Raw genomic sequence first — 19,009 nt, 5'->3', positions numbered from 1 at the left:
GGGGGGGCCGCGGCGGGCCGGGGGGGGGGGGGGGGGGGGGGGCGGGGGGGCCCCGGGGGGGGGCGGGGGGGGGGTGGGGGGGGCGGGGGGGGGGGGGGGCGGGGGGGGGGCGCCCCCACGGCTCGGGCGGGTGCCCCGAAAGCAGAAGTGCCCTGGGCATAGCGACCTGGGCATCGACCTGGGCATGGCGAAAACCGGCGTCACCGAATCTCGGTCATGGACGAGGGAAGCGCTCCCAAGAGCAGCGGGCTCAAGGGTCCCCTGGGCAAGCGGTCTCGGCGTTTCCCTGGTCGGCGTTCCCTGACCTTGGCCGTTTCGGGGTTGCTCCGAGCGGGGCTCAGAGCAACCAGGGCCGGCCGGGGACAGGGGCTCGGGCGAGGGGCCTTGTGGTGGCGTACGGTGAGCTCCTGGGCGGCCGGGTGACCGGGGAGACAGACCGGCTCAGGACAGCCGCGTCAGAAGGAGTCGACCGCGCGCCGGGCCTCGGCGTCGAGGACGCCCCAGCTGATCAGCTCCTCCGTCAGCTCGCCAGGTGACTTGTCATAGATCACCGCCAGGGAGCGCAGGTCCTCCTGGCGGATCGACAGCACCTTGCCGTTGTAGTCACCACGCTGGCTCTGGATGGTGGCGGCGTAGCGGGCAAGGGCGCCGGCCTTCTCCTTCGGCAGCGTCGCCAGGCGCTCCAGGTCGATCACAAGCTTGGGCGTCGGCCCGAGCGGGCTGGGGGCGGCTCCGCCCGGCAGCAGCTCGGAAACGGGCACCCCGTAGAAGTCGGCAAGTTCCGCAAGCTTCTGCACGGTCACGGCACGGTCGCCGCGCTCGTAGGAGCCCACGACCACGGCCTTCCACCTGCCACGCGACTTCTCTTCGACTCCATGCAGGGACAGGCCCTGCTGGGTGCGGATGGCGCGGAGTCTTGCACCCAGCGACTTTGCGTACTCAGACGGCATCGTGTGGCCCCCCGGCTCTCGTATGTATCGCTCTCAGTAGATTGTGCTCCCTTGCGGCGAATGCCCGCGCCACCGGGGGGTCTGGTGCCGGGTTCGGCACCATCGGTAGCCATGGCCCTGGGTTTACCCCAGAACGCCGCGGGGAGTGGTTACGGACAGTGACGGTAAAGGCGCGGGCGCTCAAGGTCAAGCTGATTGGAAAAAAGATGCCGAATCCGGTCCGGTAGGGAACGCCGCAAACGCCCCTCATGTCCCAGAACTAACAGCGCTCCGGCGGGGCTTGACGCGGGAATTCGTCCATGTCAGGGCTGTCGTGTCAAGATCATGACCGGACAGGTGGCCGCCTTGACGATCTTGATCGAGGTGTCTCCGAGGAATACCCGCCTGAGTGGCCCCGTGTCGCTGGAAGCGCATATGATCATCTCGCCGCGCAGCCAGGTGGTCGTGCCGAGCGCCTGGGCCACATTGCGCCCTTCGAGCACCTCCACGTCCACCGAGGAGCGTCCGCGCGCCGCGGCGCGCAGGTCCGCCGCGGCCTGGTCCCGCAGGCGGCCGAGCATGTCCTTCTCGATCTTCCTGCGCCGGCCGGGGCTGACCACCAGCGTGACCAGCCGCAGCGGTACGTCGAGCACCGCGGCCGTGTGGGCCGCGTCCTTGATCGCCGCGTCGCAGCCGGGGCCCCGGCGGTAGGCGAGGGTGAGGCGCTCGAACGCGGGCGGCGGGTCGTCGCCGAAGCCGCGCGGCGCCAGCAGGACCGGAACGGAGGAGGCATGCAGCAGCTGGTCGGCGGTGCTGCCCAGCGCGATGCGCCCCTTGCCGCCGCCCGGGGCCGAGCCGATCACCACCACGTCGGCGCCGCTCCTTCGCGCCAGCTCCAGGAGCCCCCTGCCGCTGCCACGGTAGGGGTGGGTGACGTACTCGGCGTCGTCGCCGGCCAGCTCGCGGGCCTGGTCCAGCATCGCGGCGGCCTGCTCGCGCAGGTACGCCCGCCAGGCGCTCTCCTCGGCCTTGGACGGCCCGGGAGCCGACCAGGCGGGCGGCTGCACGGTCGCCACCGTCAGGCGGGCGTGCACGCGTTCCCTGAGCAGCAGGGCCAGGCACAGGCCGTCGCGGCCCCGCGGCCCGGCGACGTATCCGGCCAGCACGTTGTCGAGCTTCATTCAGCGCACCTCGGCATTCAGCCGCGAATGGCCATAGCCGTACAGGAAGTAGCAGGCCAGGCCGACGAGCATCCACAGCGCGAACGCCAGCCAGGTCACCCCGGCCAGCCCCGCCATCACCACGACGCACATGACCGCGCCGAGCACCGGCGTGGCAGGGAAGAACGGCGTGCGAAAGCTGCGCGGCAGCTCGGGGCTGCGGTAACGAAGCACGAGCACGCCGACGTTGACGATGGCGAAGGCGAACAGGGTGCCGATGCTGGTCGCCTCGGCGAGCTGCCCGAGCGGCACCAGCCCGGCCAGCACGGAGATGAACGCCGCCACGATGAGCGTGTTGGCGACCGGCACCTGGCGGCGGGGGCTGACCCGCTGGAAGACCCGGGGGATGAGCCCGTCGCGGGACATCGCGAACAGGATGCGCGTCTGGCCGTAGATGACGGTGAGCACGACGCTGGCGATCGCGACGACCGCGCCGAACGACACGATCAGCCCCGGCCAGGTGGCACCCATGGCCAGGTCGGCGATGTGCGACAGGCTCGCCTCGGTGCCCTCCGGGTCGAAGTCCGTCCACGGCATCGCCCCGACGGCGGCCAGCGCCACCAGGACGTACACGGCGGTCACGATGGCCAGCGACAGGATGATCGCCAGCGGCAGGTCGCGCTTGGGGTTCTTGGCCTCCTCGCCGGCCGTCGAGGCGGCGTCGAAGCCGATGTAGGAGAAGAAGACCTGCGAGGCCGCCGCCGTGATGCCGGCCACCCCCATGGGCGCGAACGGCGCGAGGTTGCCCGACCGGAACGCCGTGAACGCCACCACGCAGAAGAACAGCAGCACCGCCACCTTGATCAGCACGAAGAACGCGTTCGCCGTGGCGCTCTCGGAGGCCCCGCGCAGCAGCAACCAGGTGGCCAGCAGCACGATGGCGATCGCGGTGACGTTGACCACGCCGCCGTCCTGGCCGGGGGAGCGGGTGATCGCGTCGGGCAGCGCGACGCCGGCCAGCGAGCTCAGGAACGCGTTGAGGTACTCGCCCCAGCCCACGGCCACGGCCGCCACCGAGACGGCGTACTCCAGCATCAGGCACCAGCCGCAGACCCAGGCGACCAGCTCGCCCAGCGTCGCGTACGCGTAGGAGTAGGACGAGCCGGACACCGGGATCGTCCCGGCCAGCTCGGCGTACGACAGTGCCGACAGCAGCGCGGTGAACGCCGCCAGCACGAAGGCCAGCACCACCGCGGGACCGGCCTTGGGCACCGCCTGCCCGAGGATGACGAAGATGCCCGTGCCCAGCGTGGCGCCGACGCTGAACAGCGTCAGCTGCCACAGGGACATCGTGCGGCGCAGATCGCCGCCCTCGCCGTGACCGCCCTCGGCCACGATGCGCTCGGTCGGCTTGGTCCGCAGCAGCCGCTCGGCCAGCGTCAATCCGCACCCCCTACAGCGTGCTCGTCAGGGGCCACCTGCCGTTGGGCGTGATGATCGTCCCGGCGGTGCCGGCGAGGATGCCCTCGGCCTCGTCCAGCTTCCCGATGGCGGCCATGTCGCCGGTGGTCTCCACGAACCGGCAGGCCGCCTCCACCTTCGGCCCCATCGAGCCGTCGGGGAAGTCGAGCGCGCGCAGCTCGTGGGGCGTGGTGTGGCCGATCTCCGTCTGCTGCGGCGTGCCGAAACCGCGCATCACCCGCGGCACGTCGGTCAGGCTCAGGAACGCGTCGCACTCCAGGGACTCGGCCAGCATCGCCGCGGTGAGGTCCTTGTCCACGACGGCCTCCACGCCGGACAGCCGCCCGGCCTCGTCGCGGACGACCGGGATGCCGCCGCCGCCCGCGCACACCACGGTCACGCCCTGGCCGAGCATCCGGCGGATCAGCCGGGTCTCCACGATGCGCTGGGGGGTGGGGGAGGGCATCACGCGCCGCCAGTGGCCGCCGTCGGGCCGGACGGTCCAGCCACGTTCGGCGGCCAGCTTCTCGGCCTCCTCCTGCTCGTAGACCGGACCGACGAACTTGGTGGGGTTCGCGAAGGCGGGATCGACCGCCGTCACGAGCGTCTGCGTGACCATGGCGAGGACCTGCCGGCCGGGCAGCGCGTTCTGCAGCGCCTGCTGCATCCAGTAGCCGATCATGCCCTGCGTCTGCGCACCCAGCACGTCGAACGGGTACGGCCTGCTCAGCGCCGGGTCGGCGGCGCTCTCCAGGGCCAGCATGCCCACCTGGGGGCCGTTGCCGTGGGTGATGACCAGCTCGTGCTCGACGGCGAGCCTGGCCAGCGACTTGACGGCCGTGCGGACGTTGGCGGCCTGCACGTCGGCGTCGGGCCGCTCGCCGCGCCGCAGGACCGCGTTGCCGCCCAGTGCCACGATGACCCGCATTCAGTCTCCCAGCGTGGCGACCATGATCGCCTTGATCGTGTGGAGCCGGTTCTCGGCCTGGTCGAAGACGATCGAGCGCCGGGACTCGAAGACGCCCTCGGTCACCTCCAGCGCGTCGAGCCCCGTCCGGTCGTAGACCTCACGCCCGACCCGCGTCCGCGGGTTGTGCAGGGCGGGCAGGCAGTGCATGAACCGCACGCCCGGGTTGCCGGTGGACTCCACCACGAGCTCGTTGACCTGGTACGGCAGCAGCAGCTTGATGCGCTCGTCCCACACCTCGGCCGGCTCGCCCATCGACACCCACACGTCGGTGTAGAGGAAGTCGGCCCCCTTGACGCCGCCGGTGACGTCGTCGGTCAGGGTGATGCGGGCCCCGGTCTCCGCGGCGATCTCCTGGGCGGGTTTGACCACCAGGTCGGGGTCGGGCCACAGCGCCCTCGGGCCGACCATCCGCACGTCCATGCCGAACATCGCCCCCGCGACCAGCAGCGACTGGCCCACGTTGTTGCGCGTGTCGCCCAGGTAGGCGAGCGACAGCTCGCGCAGCGGCCGGCCGGCGTGCTCGCGCATGGTGAGCATGTCGGCCAGCGTCTGCGTGGGGTGCCACTCGTCGGTCAGGCCGTTCCAGACCGGTACGCCGGCCAGCGCCGCCAGCTCCTCGACGCGCGCCTGCGCGCCGCCGCGGTACTCGATGCCGTCGAACATCCGGCCCAGCACCCGCGCGGTGTCGCCGACCGACTCCTTGTGCCCGAGCTCCGACCCGGCCGCGTCGAGGGACGTCACGTACGCGCCCTCCTCGCGGGCGGCCACCTCGAAGGCGCAGCGGGTGCCGGTGGAGGCCTTCTCGAAGACCAGCGCGATGTGCCGGCCCCGCAGCCGCTGCCGCTCGTCGCCGGCCCGTCGGCCGGCCTTCAGCTCGGCCGACAGCCGCAGCAGGTGGCCGAGCTCGGCGGGCGTGAAGTCGAGCTCCTTGAGAAAGCAGCGGTTACGCAGGTCGACAGCCATGCGGATCAGGTCCCCCTAGACGCCGTCACGTTCGAGCGGGCAGCTCATGCACCGCGGCCCCCCGCGCCCCCGGCCGAGCTCGCTGCCCCTGATCGTGATCACTTCGATGCCGTTGTCGCGCAGGTAGTTGTTGGTCGTGGTGTTGCGCTCGTAGGCGATGACCAGACCGGGCGCCAGCGCCAGCCCGTTGCAGCCGTCGTCCCACTGCTCGCGTTCGGCGGCGTAGACGTCCTGGGTGGGGGTCAGGACGGTGATGTCCGGCAGGTCCAGGGCGTGCGCGATGGCCTTGTGCATGTCCTGCGGCGGGTGGTCGGTGACCTTGAGCTCCTTGGGGGTGTCGCCGGGCTCGATCGTGTACGACGGCAGCATGCCGAGACCCGCGTACTTGGTGAACACGCCCACGTCGAGCATCGTCATCACGGTGTCGAGGTGCATGAACGCCCGCGCCTTCGGCATGTCGAGCGCCACGATGCGTTGCGCCGAGCCGGCCCGGAACAACCGCTGGGCGAGCATCTCGACCGCCTGCGGCTGGGTGCGCTCGCTCATCCCGACGAGCACCGCGCCCCGGCCGAGGACCAGCACGTCGCCGCCCTCCAGCGTGGCGGGCGCCATCGACCGGCCGGGCAGCCAGCAGTGGTAGCCGCCCTCGCCGGGCCGGTTGAAGCCGCCGGCGAACAACGGGTGGTACATGTAGACGGCCTCCATGTTGACCGTCTCCCGCATGCGGGCCTTCTTGCGCATCGCGTTGATCGACACGCCGTCGTAGACCCAGCAGGACGTGTCGCGGGTGAACAGGTGGTTGGGCAGCGGAGGCAGGATGAAGTCGTCGTCGGCCAGCGCGTGGAAGGTGACCGCCTTGGGCTCGCAGCCCATCTCGACGATCTCCCGCTTGGTGATGCCGCCGGTCAGGTAGAGCTGCAGTGTCGCCGCGTCCATCCCGTCGAGGGTGTTGCGGATGTCGTCGATGGCCACCGGGCCGAGCCAGCGCTCGTCCACGACCGAGTCGAGGATGTGCTTGCGCGCCTCGGGGATCTCGACGGTCTCCCTGAGCAGGTCGGCCAGCAGGTGCACGCGCACGCCGTGGTCGGTGAGCACCTTCGCGAACTCCGCGTGCTCCTCGATCGCGCGCTGCACCCACAGCACGTCGTCGAACAGGAAGGCGTCCTTGGTGGTCGGGGTCAGCCGCTTGAGCGCCAGGTCGGGGGTGTGCAGCAGGACCTGCCGCAGCCGCCCCACCTCGGAATCGACATGAAATGCCATCTCTGCTGTATCCCCCCCGGGGGCGCGGCCTCACGCCCGCAGGGCCCGCCCCTCGTACGCGCCCCGGGGAACCGCCGCCCAGGACGTCCTGTGATCTGCCCCGCCTGCGGCGGGCTGACACCGTGCGGGCGCACAGGGGGGAGGGAAAATTACCGGTTCGCGGCCTTGGGCTGGAATCGGCGCCACGGAGGGGGCCCGCGTTGTGGCTGGTAGCCCCTGGTAATGTGTGTCGCGACCAATCCTTTAAGACCCGTCCCGTGAGGCGGGAAAGGTGGTGAGTTTTCGTCATGTCCGATTCCCGGGCCGTTCTCGAGGCCCCGGACATTCACCGGGCGTTGACCCGCATCGCGCACGAGATCCTCGAGCGCACCAAGGGCGCGGGCGACGTCGTCCTCCTCGGCATCCCGACCCGCGGCGCCACGCTGGCCCGCCGGCTCGGTGACCGCATCGAGCGCTTCGAAGGCGTCAAGGCCCCTGTCGGCTCCATCGACATCACGATGTACCGCGACGACCTGCGGCGTGGGCCGGCCCGGCCGCTCGGCCGCACCGAGCTGCCGCCCGACGGCATCGACGGCAGGGTCGTGGTGCTCGTCGACGACGTCCTCTACTCCGGCCGCACCGTCCGCGCCGCGCTGGACGCGCTCAACGACCTCGGGCGTCCCGCCGCCGTCCAGCTCGCCACGCTGGTCGACCGCGGCCACCGCGAGCTGCCCATCCGCGCCGACTACGTCGGCAAGAACCTCCCGACGGCCAAGAGCGAGAAGGTCAAGGTCTACCTGGAGGAGACCGACGGCCGCGACGCCGTCCTGCTCATGAAGGAGGGCGCGAGGTGAACCGGCACCTGATCTCCGCGGGCGACCTGGCCAAGGACGACGCGCTGCTCATTCTCGACACCGCCGAGGAGCTGGCGCGAGTCTCGGAACGCTCCATCAAGAAGCTGCCCACGCTGCGCGGGCGCACGGTGGTCAACCTGTTCTTCGAAGACTCCACCCGTACGCGCATCTCGTTCGAGGCGGCGGCCAAGCGGCTGTCCGCCGACGTGATCAACTTCTCGGCCAAGGGGTCGAGCGTGTCCAAGGGCGAGTCGCTCAAGGACACCGCGCTCACCCTGGAGGCCATGGGCGCCGACGCGGTCGTCATCCGCCACTCGGCCTCCGGCGCGCCCTACCGCCTGGCCACGTGGGTGCACGGCAGCGTGGTCAACGCCGGCGACGGCACCCACGAGCACCCCACGCAGGCGCTGCTCGACGCCTTCTCCATGCGCCGCCGGCTGGGCGGCCTGGAGGGGCGCAAGGTCACGATCGTCGGCGACGTGCTGCACAGCCGGGTCGCCCGCTCCAACGTGCTGCTGCTGCACACGCTCGGCGCCGAGGTCACGCTGGTGGCCCCGCCCACGCTGCTGCCCGTCTCGGTCGGCAGCTGGCCGTGCGAGGTGTCGTACGACCTCGACGCGGTGTTGCCCAAGTCCGACGTGGTGATGATGCTGCGGGTGCAGAAGGAGCGGATGAACGCCGCGTACTTCCCGAGCGAGCGCGAATACTCGCGCCGCTACGGTCTCGACCGCGACCGGTTCGCGAAGATGCCCGACGACGCGATCGTCATGCACCCGGGGCCGATGAACCGGGGCATGGAGATCGCCGCCGAGGTGGCCGACTCGGCGCGCTCCACGATCGTCGAGCAGGTCGCCAACGGGGTGACCATCCGCATGGCCGTCCTGTACCTGCTGCTCGGGGGAGAGATCGCATGATCATTCGAAATGTCAGGATCCTGGGCGGCGAGCCGGTGGACGTCCGGCTCGCGGACGGGATGATCGCCGAGATCCGGCAGGGGCTCGACGGGCCGGAGAGCGTCGACGGCGCGGGAGCGATCGCGCTGCCCGGGCTCGTCGACCTGCACACCCACCTGCGCGAGCCGGGCCGCGAGGACGCCGAGACCGTGCAGACCGGCACCCAGTCCGCCGCCCGGGGCGGCTACACCGCCGTGCACGCCATGGCCAACACCTCGCCCGTCGCCGACACCGCCGGCGTGGTCGAGCAGGTGTGGCGGCTCGGCCGCGAGTTCGGCCACTGCGACGTCCACCCGGTCGGCGCCGTCACCGTCGGACTGGAGGGCAGGCAGCTCGCCGAGCTCGGCGCCATGGCCGACTCCGCGGCCCGCGTGCGCGTCTTCTCCGACGACGGCAAGTGCGTCGACGACGCGGTGCTGATGCGCCGCGCCCTGGAGTACGTCAAGGCGTTCGACGGCGTCGTCGCCCAGCACGCCCAGGAGCCGAGGCTCACCTCCGGCGCCCAGATGAACGAAGGCGTCGTCTCCGGCAGGCTCGGCCTCACCGGCTGGCCGGCCGTGGCCGAGGAGGCGGTCATCGCCCGCGACTGCCTGCTGGCCGCCCACGTCGGCTCCCGGCTGCACGTCTGCCACGTCTCCACGGCGGGCTCCGTCGAGATCCTGCGCTGGGCCAAGTCCAAGGGCTGGAACGTCACCGCCGAGGTCACCCCCCACCACCTGCTGCTCACCGACGACCTGGTCGAGGAGTCGCCGGTGGGCGCGTACAACCCGATCTACAAGGTCAACCCGCCGCTGCGCACCCGCGCCGACGTCGAGGCGCTGCGCGCCGCGCTGGCCGACGGCACGATCGACGTCGTGGCCACCGACCACGCCCCCCACCCGGTCGAGGACAAGGAGACCGAGTGGTCGGCCGCGGCCATGGGCATGGTCGGCCTGGAGACCGCGCTCAGCGTCGTCCAGGAGGCCATGGTCGAGACCGGCCTGCTCGACTGGGCCGGCGTGGCCGAGCGCATGTCCGTCGTGCCGGCCCGCATCGGCCGCCTGGCCGGGCACGGGCAGCCGCTCCAGGCGGGCTCCCCGGCCAACATCACGCTCTACGACCCGTCCGTACGCACCAAGGTGGATCCGTCCGCCTTCGCGTCGAAGAGCAGGAACACCCCCTACGAGGGCATGACGCTGCCCGGCCGGGTGGTGGCCACGTTCCTGCGCGGCAGGCCGACCGTTCTCGAAGGGAAGCTGGTTTGAACACAGCGCTGCTGGTCCTGGAAGACGGCCGCGTCTTCCACGGGACCCCGTACGGCGCCGAGGGCGAGACGTTCGGCGAGATGGTCTTCAACACCGGCATGACCGGCTACCAGGAGACCCTCACGGACCCGTCCTACCACCGTCAGATCGTCGCCATGACGGCGCCCCACATCGGCAACACCGGCGTCAACGACGAAGACCCCGAGTCCCGGCGCGTCTGGGTGGCCGGTTACGTCGTGCGCGAGCCGTCCCGGATCGTCTCCAACTGGCGGGCCACCCGCTCGCTGGACGACTACCTCAAGGAGCAGGGCGTCGTCGGGATCGCCATCCCCGGCACCCGCGCGCTGACCCGCCACCTGCGCGAGCGCGGCGCCATGCGCGCCGGCATCTTCACCGCGCCGTCCGAGCCGGTCGAGGAGCTGGTCGAGCGCGTACGCCGCGCACCGGGCATGGAAGGAGCCGATCTGGCCGCCGAGGTGGCCACGACCGAGCCCTATGTCGTGCCGGCCATCGGCGGCAGGCGCTACGCCGTGGCGGCGGTCGATCTCGGCATCAAGGGGATGACGCCGCAGCGCATGGCCGAGCGCGGCTGCGAGGTGCACGTGCTGCCGGCGACCGCGACGTACGACGACATCATGGCGGTCGGGCCCGACGGCGTCTTCTTCTCCAACGGGCCGGGCGACCCGGCCACGGCCGACGTCTCGGCGCTGCGGGAGGTGCTCGGGGCCGGGGTGCCGTTCTTCGGCATCTGCTTCGGCAACCAGCTGTTCGGCCGGGCGCTGGGGCTGTCGACGTACAAGCTGCGTTACGGCCACCGCGGCGTCAACCAGCCGGTCCAGGACGTCCGCACCGGCAAGGTCGAGATCTCCGCCCACAACCACGGGTTCGCCGTGGAAGCGCCGCTCGACGGGCCGTTCGAGACGCCCTTCGGGCCGGCCGAGGTCAGCCACGTCAACCTCAACGACCGCTGTGTCGAGGGCCTGCGCCTGCTGGAGCGGCCCGCCTTCAGCGTCCAGTACCACCCGGAGGCCGCCGCCGGGCCGCACGACGCCGCCTACCTGTTCGACGAGTTCTGTGAGGTCATGAGCCGTGCCCAAGCGTGAGGACATCAGGTCCGTCCTGGTCATCGGCTCGGGGCCGATCGTGATCGGACAGGCCTGCGAGTTCGACTACTCCGGCACCCAGGCGTGCCGCGTGCTGCGCGCCGAGGGGTTCCGCGTCATCCTCGTCAACAGCAACCCGGCGACGATCATGACCGACCCGGAGTTCGCCGACGCCACGTACGTCGAGCCGATCACCCCCGAGTACGTCGAGAAGATCATCGCCAAGGAGCGCCCCGACGCGCTCCTGCCGACGCTGGGCGGCCAGACCGCGCTCAACACCGCGGTCGCCCTGCACGAGTCGGGCGTCCTGGCCAAGTACGAGGTGGAGCTGATCGGCGCCGACTTCGACGCCATCCAGGCGGGGGAGAACCGCGAGCGGTTCAAGGAGATCGTCGCCAAGGTCGCCCGCGAGCACGGTCTCAACGCCGAGTCGGCCAAGTCGGTCATATGCCACACCATGGACGAATGCCTGGCCGCCGCCGAGGAGCTGGGCTACCCGCTGGTGGTGCGGCCGTCGTTCACCATGGGCGGGGTCGGCTCCGGGTTCGCCCACACCGCCGACGAGCTGCGGCGCATCGCCGGCGCCGGGCTCGACGCGTCCCCGACCACCGAGGTGCTCCTGGAGGAGTCGATCCTCGGCTGGAAGGAGTACGAGCTCGAGGTCATGCGCGACAAGGCCGACAACGTCGTCATCGTCTGCTCCATCGAGAACATCGACCCGATGGGCGTCCACACCGGCGACAGCGTCACCGTCGCGCCCGCGCTGACCCTGACCGACCGCGAATACCAGAACATGCGCGACGTCGCCATCGCGGTCATCCGCGAGGTCGGCGTCGACACCGGCGGCTGCAACATCCAGTTCGCGGTCGACCCGCGCACCGGCCGCATGATCGTCATCGAGATGAACCCGCGCGTGTCGCGCTCGTCGGCGCTGGCCTCCAAGGCCACCGGCTTCCCCATCGCGAAGATCGCCGCCAAGCTGGCCATCGGCTACACGCTCGACGAGATCCCCAACGACATCACCAAGGAGACGCCGGCCTCCTTCGAGCCGACGCTCGACTACATCGTGGTGAAGGTGCCGCGCTTCGCGTTCGAGAAGTTCCGCGGCGCCGACCAGACGCTCACCACCCACATGAAGTCGGTCGGCGAGGCCATGGCCATCGGCCGCTCCTTCCCCGAGGCGCTGCAGAAGGCGCTGCGCTCGCTGGAGAAGAAGAACTCCTCCTTCAGCTGGGCGGGCCCGCTCGTGCCGAAGGACGAGCTGCTGGAGCGCTGCCGCGTCCCGCACGACGGGCGGCTGCGCACGATGCAGCAGGCCATCAGGGCGGGCGCCACCCCCGAGGAGCTGTACACCGCCACCAGCGTCGACCCGTGGTTCATCGACCAGCTCTTCGGCATCCACGAGACGGCCGAGGCCGTCGCCGAAGCGCCCGAGCTGACCGCCGAGGTGCTCGAGCAGGCCAAGCACCTCGGGTTCAGCGACGCGCAGATCGGCGAGATCCGCGGCATCGACGAGGCCAGGGTGCGCGACCTGCGCCACGCCCTCGGGCTGCGGCCGGTCTACAACACCGTCGACACCTGCGCCGCCGAGTTCGCCGCCAAGACGCCGTACCTCTACTCCACCTACGACGAGGAGACCGAGGTCCCCGCGGGCGAGCGGGAGAAGGTCATCATCCTCGGCTCCGGGCCCAACCGCATCGGGCAGGGCATCGAGTTCGACTACGCGTGCGTGCACGCCTCGTTCGAGCTGTCGCGGGCCGGGTTCGAGACCGTCATGGTCAACTGCAACCCCGAGACCGTCTCGACCGACTACGACACCTCCGACCGGCTCTACTTCGAGCCGCTCACGCTGGAGGACGTCCTGGAGGTCGTCCACGCCGAGCAGCAGACCGGCACGGTCGCGGGCGTGATCGTGCAGCTCGGCGGGCAGACGCCGCTGGGCCTGGCGCAGGCGCTGAAGGACGCCGGGGTGCCCGTGGTCGGCACCTCGCCCGAGTCGATCCACCTCGCCGAGGAGCGCGGCGCGTTCGGGCGGGTGCTCGCCGAGGCGGGGCTGCCCGCGCCCAAGCACGGCACCGCGCTGACCGTGGCCGAGGCCGTGGAGATCGCCGACGAGATCGCCTACCCCGTGCTGGTGCGCCCCTCCTACGTGCTCGGCGGCGCCGGCATGGCCATCGTCTACGACGAGGACACCCTCACCCGGTACATGTCCGCCCAGGAGGGCGGCCACCCGGTGCTGATCGACAAGTTCCTCGACGAGGCCATCGAGATCGACGTCGACGCCCTCTACGACGGCGAGGAGCTCTACCTCGGCGGCGTCATGGAGCACATCGAGGAGGCCGGCATCCACTCCGGCGACTCGGCCTGCGCCCTGCCGCCGATCACGCTCGGCAGCCACGACATCAAGCGCATCCGCGCCGCCACCGAGGCGATCGCCGCGGGGGTGGGCGTGCGCGGCCTGCTCAACGTCCAGTACGCCATGTCCGCCGGCGTCCTGTACGTGCTGGAGGCCAACCCGCGCGCCAGCCGTACGGTGCCGTTCGTGTCGAAGGCCACGGCGACGCCGCTGGCCAAGGCGGCGGCCCGGGTGATGCTCGGGGCGTCGATCGCCTCGCTGCGCGAGGAGGGCATGCTGCCCGCCACCGGCGACGGCGGCACGCTGCCGATGGAGGCGTCCATCGCCGTCAAGGAGGCCGTGCTGCCCTTCAACCGCTTCCGCGGCGTCGATATCGTGCTCGGGCCCGAGATGCGCTCCACGGGCGAGGTCATGGGCATCGACGAGTTCTTCGGCATCGCGTACGCCAAGTCGCAGGCGGGCGCCTACGGCGAGCTCCCGACGAAGGGACGCGCGTTCGTATCCGTCGCCAACAGGGACAAGCGTGCGATGATCTTCCCTGTGAGGGCGCTGGCCGACCTGGGCTTCGAGATCCTGGCCACCGAGGGCACCGCGGAGGTGCTGCGCCGCAACGGCGTCCATGCCAAGATCGTGCGAAAGCACAGCGAGGGACCGGGGCCCGGAGGTGAGCCAACGAGCGTGCAGTGCATCCTCGACGGCGAGGTCGACCTGATCGTCAACACGCCCTTCGGCGAGTCGGGGACGCGGCTCGACGGCTACGACATCCGCACGGCCGCCGTACTGCGCGGCATCCCGTGCATCACCACGGTCGCGGGACTCGCCGCGGCGGCGGCGGGCATCCAGGCGATCGTACGCGGCGACGTCGGCGTACGGTCGCTGCAGGAGCACGCACGGGCACTCCGGGGCTGACCCGGGCACGGGAGGTGAAGACGACTGGCCGGTACACCGGTGCAGGTGACGGGCACGGTGCTGACGACGCGCCGGGTCGACGCCTACCATGCGCTGACGGTGGTGGCGCCCGGCATCGCCGAGCGTTACCGCCCCGGTCACTTCGTCTCGGTGGCGGTCGGCGGGCCCCACACGTCGATGGTGACGCGCCGCGCGCTGTCCATCCACGACGTGAAGTCCGACTACGGCGGCACGGTCGAGCTCGTCTTCACCATGCGCGGGCCCGGCACGGCCTGGCTGGCCGAGCGGCGCGCCCGTGACACGCTCGACCTGGTCGGGCCGCTCGGGCGGCCGTTCCCGCTGCCCCGCGACCCCGCCCACTGCGTGCTGGTCGGCTCCGAGTACGGCTCCGCCGTGCTCTTCCCGCTGGCCGACGCGCTGCTGGCGCGGGGCTGCCGGGTCGACTTCGTGCTCGGCGGCGCCGGGGCGGAGCGGGTGTTCGGGGCGATGCGGGCACGCCGGATGGCCACGACGACCACGCTGACCACCGAGGACGGGTCGCTCGGCCTGCGCGGCAAGGTCACCGACGCGCTGCCGTCGGTGATCGCCGACACGCGGGCCGACGCGGTCTACGCGTGCGCGCCGATGGAGACGCTGCGGGCGGTGACGGCGGTGGCGATGGAGTTCGACATCCCGGTGCAGGCGGCGGTGGAGGAGTCGATGGCCTGCGGGATCGGCGTCTGCATGACCTGCGTGCTGCCGGTCATCGGCGACGACGGGGCCACCAGGATGGTCCGGGCGTGCGCCGAGGGGCCGGTGTTCCGCGGGGAGCGGGTGCGTTTCGAGGACGTGGGGACGATCCCGTTCGACGCGCTCGGCGCCCCCGGAGGCGGTGCGCGACATGTCGGTTGATATGAGGACATTTCTAGCGCACGTGGAGCTGGCGAACCCGGTCACCACGGCCGCCGGCTGCGCCTCCTCCGGCCGGGAGCTCGCGCAGTTCTTCGACCTGCACCGGCTCGGCGCGCTGACCACCCGCTCGATCACCATGGCGCCGCGCGCCGGCCGGCCCACGCCCCGCATGGCCGAGACGCCCTCCGGCATGCTCAACGCCGTCGGGCTGCAGGGGCCGGGCATCGACGCGTTCCTGGAGCGCGAGCTGCCCTGGCTGGCCCAGCGCGGCATCAAGACCATCGTCTCGATCGGCGGCGGCACCGTCGCCGAATACTCCGAGCTGGCCCGCAGGCTCGCCGACGCGCCCGGGGTGACCGCGCTGGAGGTCAACCTTTCCTGCCCGAACATGGAGGATCGCGGGCGCGTGTTCGCGCGCGAGGGCAGCGCCGCCGCCGAGGTGATCGCCTCCGTACGCTCGATCATGCGCTACGACGTGCCGGTCGTCGCCAAGCTCGCGCCCGACGTGGCCGACATCGTCGCCGTCGCGCGGGCCTGCGTGGACGCCGGGGCCGACGCGCTGTCCATGATCAACAATCCGCTGGGCATGGCCATCGACACCGAGGCGCTGCGGCCCTCGCTCGCCGCCGTCACCGGCGGCCTGTCGGGGCCGGCCATCCTGCCGCTGGCCGTACGGTGTGTCTGGCAGGTCCACGCCGCCCTCCCCGGGGTGCCGCTCATCGGCATCGGCGGCGTGATGACCGGCCGCGACGCCTTCCAGCTCGTCCTCGCGGGCGCCTGCGTGGTCGGCGTCGGCACGGCGCTGTTCCACGACCCGTACGCCTGCCTGCGCATCGAACGCGAGCTGGAGGACCTGCTGAGGGCCCGCGGCTTCCAGCGCCTGGCCGACGCCGTCGGCCTGGCGCATCGCCCGCCGGGGAGCGCGCCCCGGCACCTGTTGGTAGACACCGAGGAGAGCACGCCTTGACTCCCGAATCCCAGGAGCGCACCTGTTGACCCCCGCACCCATCGCCGTCGCTCTCGACGCCCCCGACCTGGAGACCGCCGCCCGGTGGGCCGCCCTGGTCACACCGCACGTCAGCACGGTCAAGGTGGGGCTGGAGCTCTACCTGCGCTACGGCCCCGACGTGATCGCCTCCGTGCGGGGGGCCAGCGGCGTCGCCGTCTTCCTGGACCTGAAGCTGCACGACATCCCCAACACCGTCGCCGGGGCCTCCCGGGCGGTGGCGCGGCTGCGGCCGTCCATCCTCACCGTGCACGCCGCCGGTGGGCCCGCCATGATCAGGGCCGCCGTGGAGGCCGCGCCGCACACCCGGATCGCCGCCGTGACCATCCTGACCTCCCTGTCGGAGTCCGACCTCGGCCGTATCGGCATCGCGGGGCCGGCCGACGACGCCGTACGCCGCCTGGCCGCCCTGTCGGTCGAGGCGGGCGCCACGGCGCTGGTGTGCTCGCCCAACGAGGTGTCGGCGGTGCGCGCCGAGGTGGGCGACGGGATCACGCTCATCACGCCCGGCGTGCGTCCCAAGGGGAGCGACGCGCAGGACCAGATGCGGGTGGCCACCCCGGAGCAGGCCCTGGCCGACGGAGCCGACCTGCTCGTCATCGGCCGTCCCATCACCGCCGCCCCCGATCCAGGCGCCGCCGCGGCGGCCATCGCCGCCTCCCTGCGCCGCGCCTCCTGACCGCCGCCGCTGTCATCTTCGCCTGTCCAAGCAGGCGGACACGTCGAGCGGGCCGAGGAGGGCCGGGAGCGCTACGGCGGGCCCGGCATCGCGGTCGATCCTTCGGCATCGCGCGCGAGGATTGGAGGGCCGCCGCAGGGCCGCCGCCGCGAACCGGGACCGCTTCGGCGCGCCCGCCGCGGTGTCCGGTTGCGTCGGCCGCGACACGGGCCCGGCTCGACGGTCCGGCGTCGGCAGGTGCCCGCGGTCCGTCACGCCGATGCTGCCGGCGGAGGGCGTGGCCGACGCCCCACGGATCGCACCCGGTATGACACGGCCGTCGAGGGCATCCGATCGTTTGGCCGAGGCTTTGCGCCGGTGACGGCGCTCCGCGACGACGCGGGGTAGAGGGTTCAGGTGCGGATCGAGGACTACGCCCTCATCGGGGACACGCGGTCGGCGGCCCTCGTCGGTCGCGACGGATCGATCGACTGGCTCTGCCTTCCCCGCTTCGACTCGCCCGCGTGTTTCGCCAAACTCCTCGGCGACGCGTCCAACGGGTTCTGGCGGCTGGCCCCCGCCGGGCACGAGACGGCCACGCGGCGCGCGTACGTCGACGACACGCTGATCCTCGAGACCGTGTGGGAGACCGCCACCGGGACCGTCAAGGTCATCGACTTCATGCCTCCCCGGCACGCCAACCCCGACCTGGTGCGGATCGTGGAGGGCCTGTCCGGGACGGTGGACATGTCCGTGGAGATCAGTATCCGGTTCGACTACGGCAGGATCGTGCCGTGGAGCCGTCTCATCGACGGCCACCTCCACGCCGTCGGCGGGCCCGACTCGATCTGGATCCACGCACCCGTCCCCCTGCGGGGCGACGGTCACCGGCATTCCGGCACCTTCACGATCGCCGCGGGGGAACGCCGGGCGTTCGTGTTCGCGTGGCAGCCCTCCCACCTGCCGAAGCCCGACCCCATGGATCCCGGTGATCAGCTCAGCAAGACCAGGATGTTCTGGGAGGAATGGGTCTCCCACTGCCAGGCCACGGGCCCCTGGCGCGGCGCCGTGGTGCGTTCCCTCATCACACTCAAGGCGCTCACCTACAGCCCGACCGGCGGCATCGTGGCGGCGCCCACCACGTCGCTGCCCGAGCACATCGGCGGCGTACGCAACTGGGACTACCGGTACTGCTGGCTGCGCGACGCCGCCATGACCCTCGACGCCCTGTCCAGGGCCGGATACGTCGGCGAGGCCGGCGCCTGGCTGGACTGGCTGCTCCGCGCCGTGGCGGGCCGCCCTGAGGACCTCCAGGTCATGTACGGAGTGGCGGGCGAGAGGCGGCTCCCGGAGCAGACGCTGGACTGGCTTTCCGGTTACGAGGGCTCCCGCCCGGTGCGGATCGGCAACGACGCCGTCAGCCAGCTCCAGCTCGACGTCTACGGCCAGGCGCTCGGCTGCATCTACCGGGCCCGCAAGCACGGGATGCCGCAGCCCGACAGCTACGCCTGGTCCACCGTCTGCAAGCTGATGGACTTCATCGAGAGCAGCTGGGACCAGCCCGACGAGGGTCTGTGGGAGATCCGCGGCCGGCGGCGGCATTTCGTCCATTCCAAGGTCATGGTGTGGGCGGCGGCCGACCATGTGGTGCGGGCCGTCGAGGAGTTCGGCCGCACCGGGCCCGTCGAGCGCTGGCGCGCCTTGCGGGAACGGATCCACGCCGAGGTCTGCGACAAGGGCTTCGACGCCGAGCGCGGCACGTTCACCCAGTCGTACGGCTCGCGCGAGCTCGACGCGGCGCTGCTCCTCATCCCGATCGCCGGCTTCCTGCCGCCGGAGGACCCGCGGGTCGTCGGCACGGTCGACGCCATCCAGCGCGAGCTGACGACGGACGGTCTCCTGCTGCGCTATCCGACCTCCGAGCACAACGACATCGACGGGCTCCCCGGCACCGAGGGCGCCTTCCTCGCGGGCAGCTTCTGGCTGGCCGAGGCGCTCGCCCTCCTCGGACGCAAGGACGAGGCCACGGAGCTGTTCGAACGGCTGCTGGGCCTCACCAACGACGTGGGCCTGCTCGCCGAGGAGTACGACCCCGTGCGGGAACGCCAGCTGGGCAATTTCCCGCAGGCGTTCACACACGTCCACCTGATCCACACGGCCCAGGCGCTCAGCTAGCCCGAGCCGTCACGAAGCGTGACGCGGGAAGCCGGGACGGCGGTCTTCTCCGGGCATCGCGACGGCGCCGTGGAGGCGGCGCCGCGGAGACCGGAAAGGGCCCACGCACAAGATCATAAGGTATCCGTGAGGCGTGTC

Annotated in this window: 15 protein-coding genes; 9 read left to right on the top strand and 6 right to left on the bottom strand. The window is 71.7% G+C overall.

Annotation, left to right across the window (positions count from 1 at the left end; translation table 11 throughout):
• Positions 1-455 precede the first annotated feature (455 nt).
• From bldD to ACIBP6_RS18015, 6 genes are all read right to left on the bottom strand, one after another.
• Positions 456-950 (bottom strand): transcriptional regulator BldD, encoded by a 495-nt coding sequence (gene bldD, locus ACIBP6_RS18040; protein ID WP_132609472.1) that lies wholly within the window; start codon positions 948-950, stop codon positions 456-458.
• A 302-nt stretch (positions 951-1,252) separates the two neighbouring features.
• Positions 1,253-2,110, bottom strand: a complete 858-nt coding sequence (locus ACIBP6_RS18035) for a universal stress protein (protein ID WP_397053374.1) — start codon at positions 2,108-2,110, stop codon at positions 1,253-1,255.
• Positions 2,111-3,532, bottom strand: a complete 1,422-nt coding sequence (locus ACIBP6_RS18030) for an amino acid permease (protein ID WP_397053372.1) — start codon at positions 3,530-3,532, stop codon at positions 2,111-2,113. It lies immediately after the preceding gene.
• Between the two features lie 10 nt (positions 3,533-3,542).
• On the bottom strand, positions 3,543-4,478 hold the full coding sequence (arcC, locus tag ACIBP6_RS18025; protein WP_397053370.1) for a carbamate kinase: 936 nt from the start codon (positions 4,476-4,478) through the stop codon (positions 3,543-3,545).
• Positions 4,479-5,483, bottom strand: coding sequence for an ornithine carbamoyltransferase (gene argF, locus ACIBP6_RS18020; RefSeq protein WP_397053368.1), 1,005 nt, complete (start codon positions 5,481-5,483; stop codon positions 4,479-4,481).
• 15 nt (positions 5,484-5,498) lie between these two features.
• Positions 5,499-6,743, bottom strand: a complete 1,245-nt coding sequence (locus tag ACIBP6_RS18015) for an arginine deiminase (protein WP_132609462.1) — start codon at positions 6,741-6,743, stop codon at positions 5,499-5,501.
• 287 nt (positions 6,744-7,030) lie between these two features.
• On the opposite strand from ACIBP6_RS18015, the gene pyrR reads away from it, so the two are divergent.
• The 9 genes from pyrR (at position 7,031) to ACIBP6_RS17970 (ending at position 18,871) form a co-directional block, all read left to right on the top strand.
• Positions 7,031-7,576: a bifunctional pyr operon transcriptional regulator/uracil phosphoribosyltransferase PyrR gene (gene pyrR / locus ACIBP6_RS18010; RefSeq protein ID WP_132609460.1), complete on the top strand. Its 546-nt coding sequence runs from the start codon at positions 7,031-7,033 to the stop codon at positions 7,574-7,576.
• Positions 7,573-8,490, top strand: coding sequence for an aspartate carbamoyltransferase catalytic subunit (locus tag ACIBP6_RS18005; protein WP_132609458.1), 918 nt, complete (start codon positions 7,573-7,575; stop codon positions 8,488-8,490). The genes pyrR and ACIBP6_RS18005 overlap by 4 nt, the downstream gene beginning before the upstream one ends.
• Complete coding sequence (locus tag ACIBP6_RS18000) at positions 8,487-9,773, top strand: dihydroorotase (protein WP_397053365.1); 1,287 nt, start codon at positions 8,487-8,489, stop codon at positions 9,771-9,773. The genes ACIBP6_RS18005 and ACIBP6_RS18000 overlap by 4 nt, the downstream gene beginning before the upstream one ends.
• A complete protein-coding gene (gene carA / locus ACIBP6_RS17995; RefSeq protein ID WP_397053363.1) occupies positions 9,770-10,876 on the top strand; it encodes a glutamine-hydrolyzing carbamoyl-phosphate synthase small subunit in 1,107 nt (368 codons plus the stop codon). Before ACIBP6_RS18000 ends, carA begins: the two co-directional genes overlap by 4 nt.
• Positions 10,863-14,141: a carbamoyl-phosphate synthase large subunit gene (gene carB, locus ACIBP6_RS17990; RefSeq protein WP_397053361.1), complete on the top strand. Its 3,279-nt coding sequence runs from the start codon at positions 10,863-10,865 to the stop codon at positions 14,139-14,141. The genes carA and carB overlap by 14 nt, the downstream gene beginning before the upstream one ends.
• A 39-nt stretch (positions 14,142-14,180) precedes the next feature.
• Entirely contained in the window at positions 14,181-15,032 is an 852-nt protein-coding gene (locus ACIBP6_RS17985) for a dihydroorotate dehydrogenase electron transfer subunit (protein WP_397053359.1), read from the top strand.
• Positions 15,022-15,999 (top strand): dihydroorotate dehydrogenase, encoded by a 978-nt coding sequence (locus ACIBP6_RS17980; RefSeq protein ID WP_397053357.1) that lies wholly within the window; start codon positions 15,022-15,024, stop codon positions 15,997-15,999. The genes ACIBP6_RS17985 and ACIBP6_RS17980 overlap by 11 nt, the downstream gene beginning before the upstream one ends.
• Positions 16,000-16,024: 25 nt before the next feature.
• Positions 16,025-16,717 carry an orotidine-5'-phosphate decarboxylase gene (gene pyrF / locus ACIBP6_RS17975; RefSeq protein WP_397053355.1) on the top strand — a complete coding sequence of 231 codons (693 nt, stop codon included), beginning with the start codon at positions 16,025-16,027 and terminating at the stop codon, positions 16,715-16,717.
• A gap of 396 nt (positions 16,718-17,113) precedes the next feature.
• Complete coding sequence (locus ACIBP6_RS17970) at positions 17,114-18,871, top strand: glycoside hydrolase family 15 protein (protein ID WP_397053353.1); 1,758 nt, start codon at positions 17,114-17,116, stop codon at positions 18,869-18,871.
• The last annotated feature ends 138 nt before the right edge of the window (positions 18,872-19,009 follow it).

Origin of the sequence: Nonomuraea terrae (assembly GCF_044465245.1) — a bacterium.
Classification (GTDB): Bacteria; Actinomycetota; Actinomycetes; order Streptosporangiales; family Streptosporangiaceae; genus Nonomuraea; species Nonomuraea terrae.
This window is presented reverse-complemented; position numbering and strand designations above follow the sequence as displayed.

Bases quoted from the DNA above. Each gene is read 5' to 3' on its own strand.
- ACIBP6_RS18035 (WP_397053374.1), bottom strand. From the start codon at position 2,110: ATGAAGCTCGACAACGTGCTGGCCGGATACGTCGCCGGGCCGCGGGGC.
- bldD (WP_132609472.1), bottom strand. From the start codon at position 950: ATGCCGTCTGAGTACGCAAAGTCGCTGGGTGCAAGACTCCGCGCCATC.
- ACIBP6_RS17980 (WP_397053357.1), top strand. From the start codon at position 15,022: ATGTCGGTTGATATGAGGACATTTCTAGCGCACGTGGAGCTGGCGAAC.
- ACIBP6_RS18000 (WP_397053365.1), top strand. From the start codon at position 8,487: ATGATCATTCGAAATGTCAGGATCCTGGGCGGCGAGCCGGTGGACGTC.
- arcC (WP_397053370.1), bottom strand. From the start codon at position 4,478: ATGCGGGTCATCGTGGCACTGGGCGGCAACGCGGTCCTGCGGCGCGGC.
- ACIBP6_RS18015 (WP_132609462.1), bottom strand. From the start codon at position 6,743: ATGGCATTTCATGTCGATTCCGAGGTGGGGCGGCTGCGGCAGGTCCTG.
- argF (WP_397053368.1), bottom strand. From the start codon at position 5,483: ATGGCTGTCGACCTGCGTAACCGCTGCTTTCTCAAGGAGCTCGACTTC.
- pyrR (WP_132609460.1), top strand. From the start codon at position 7,031: ATGTCCGATTCCCGGGCCGTTCTCGAGGCCCCGGACATTCACCGGGCG.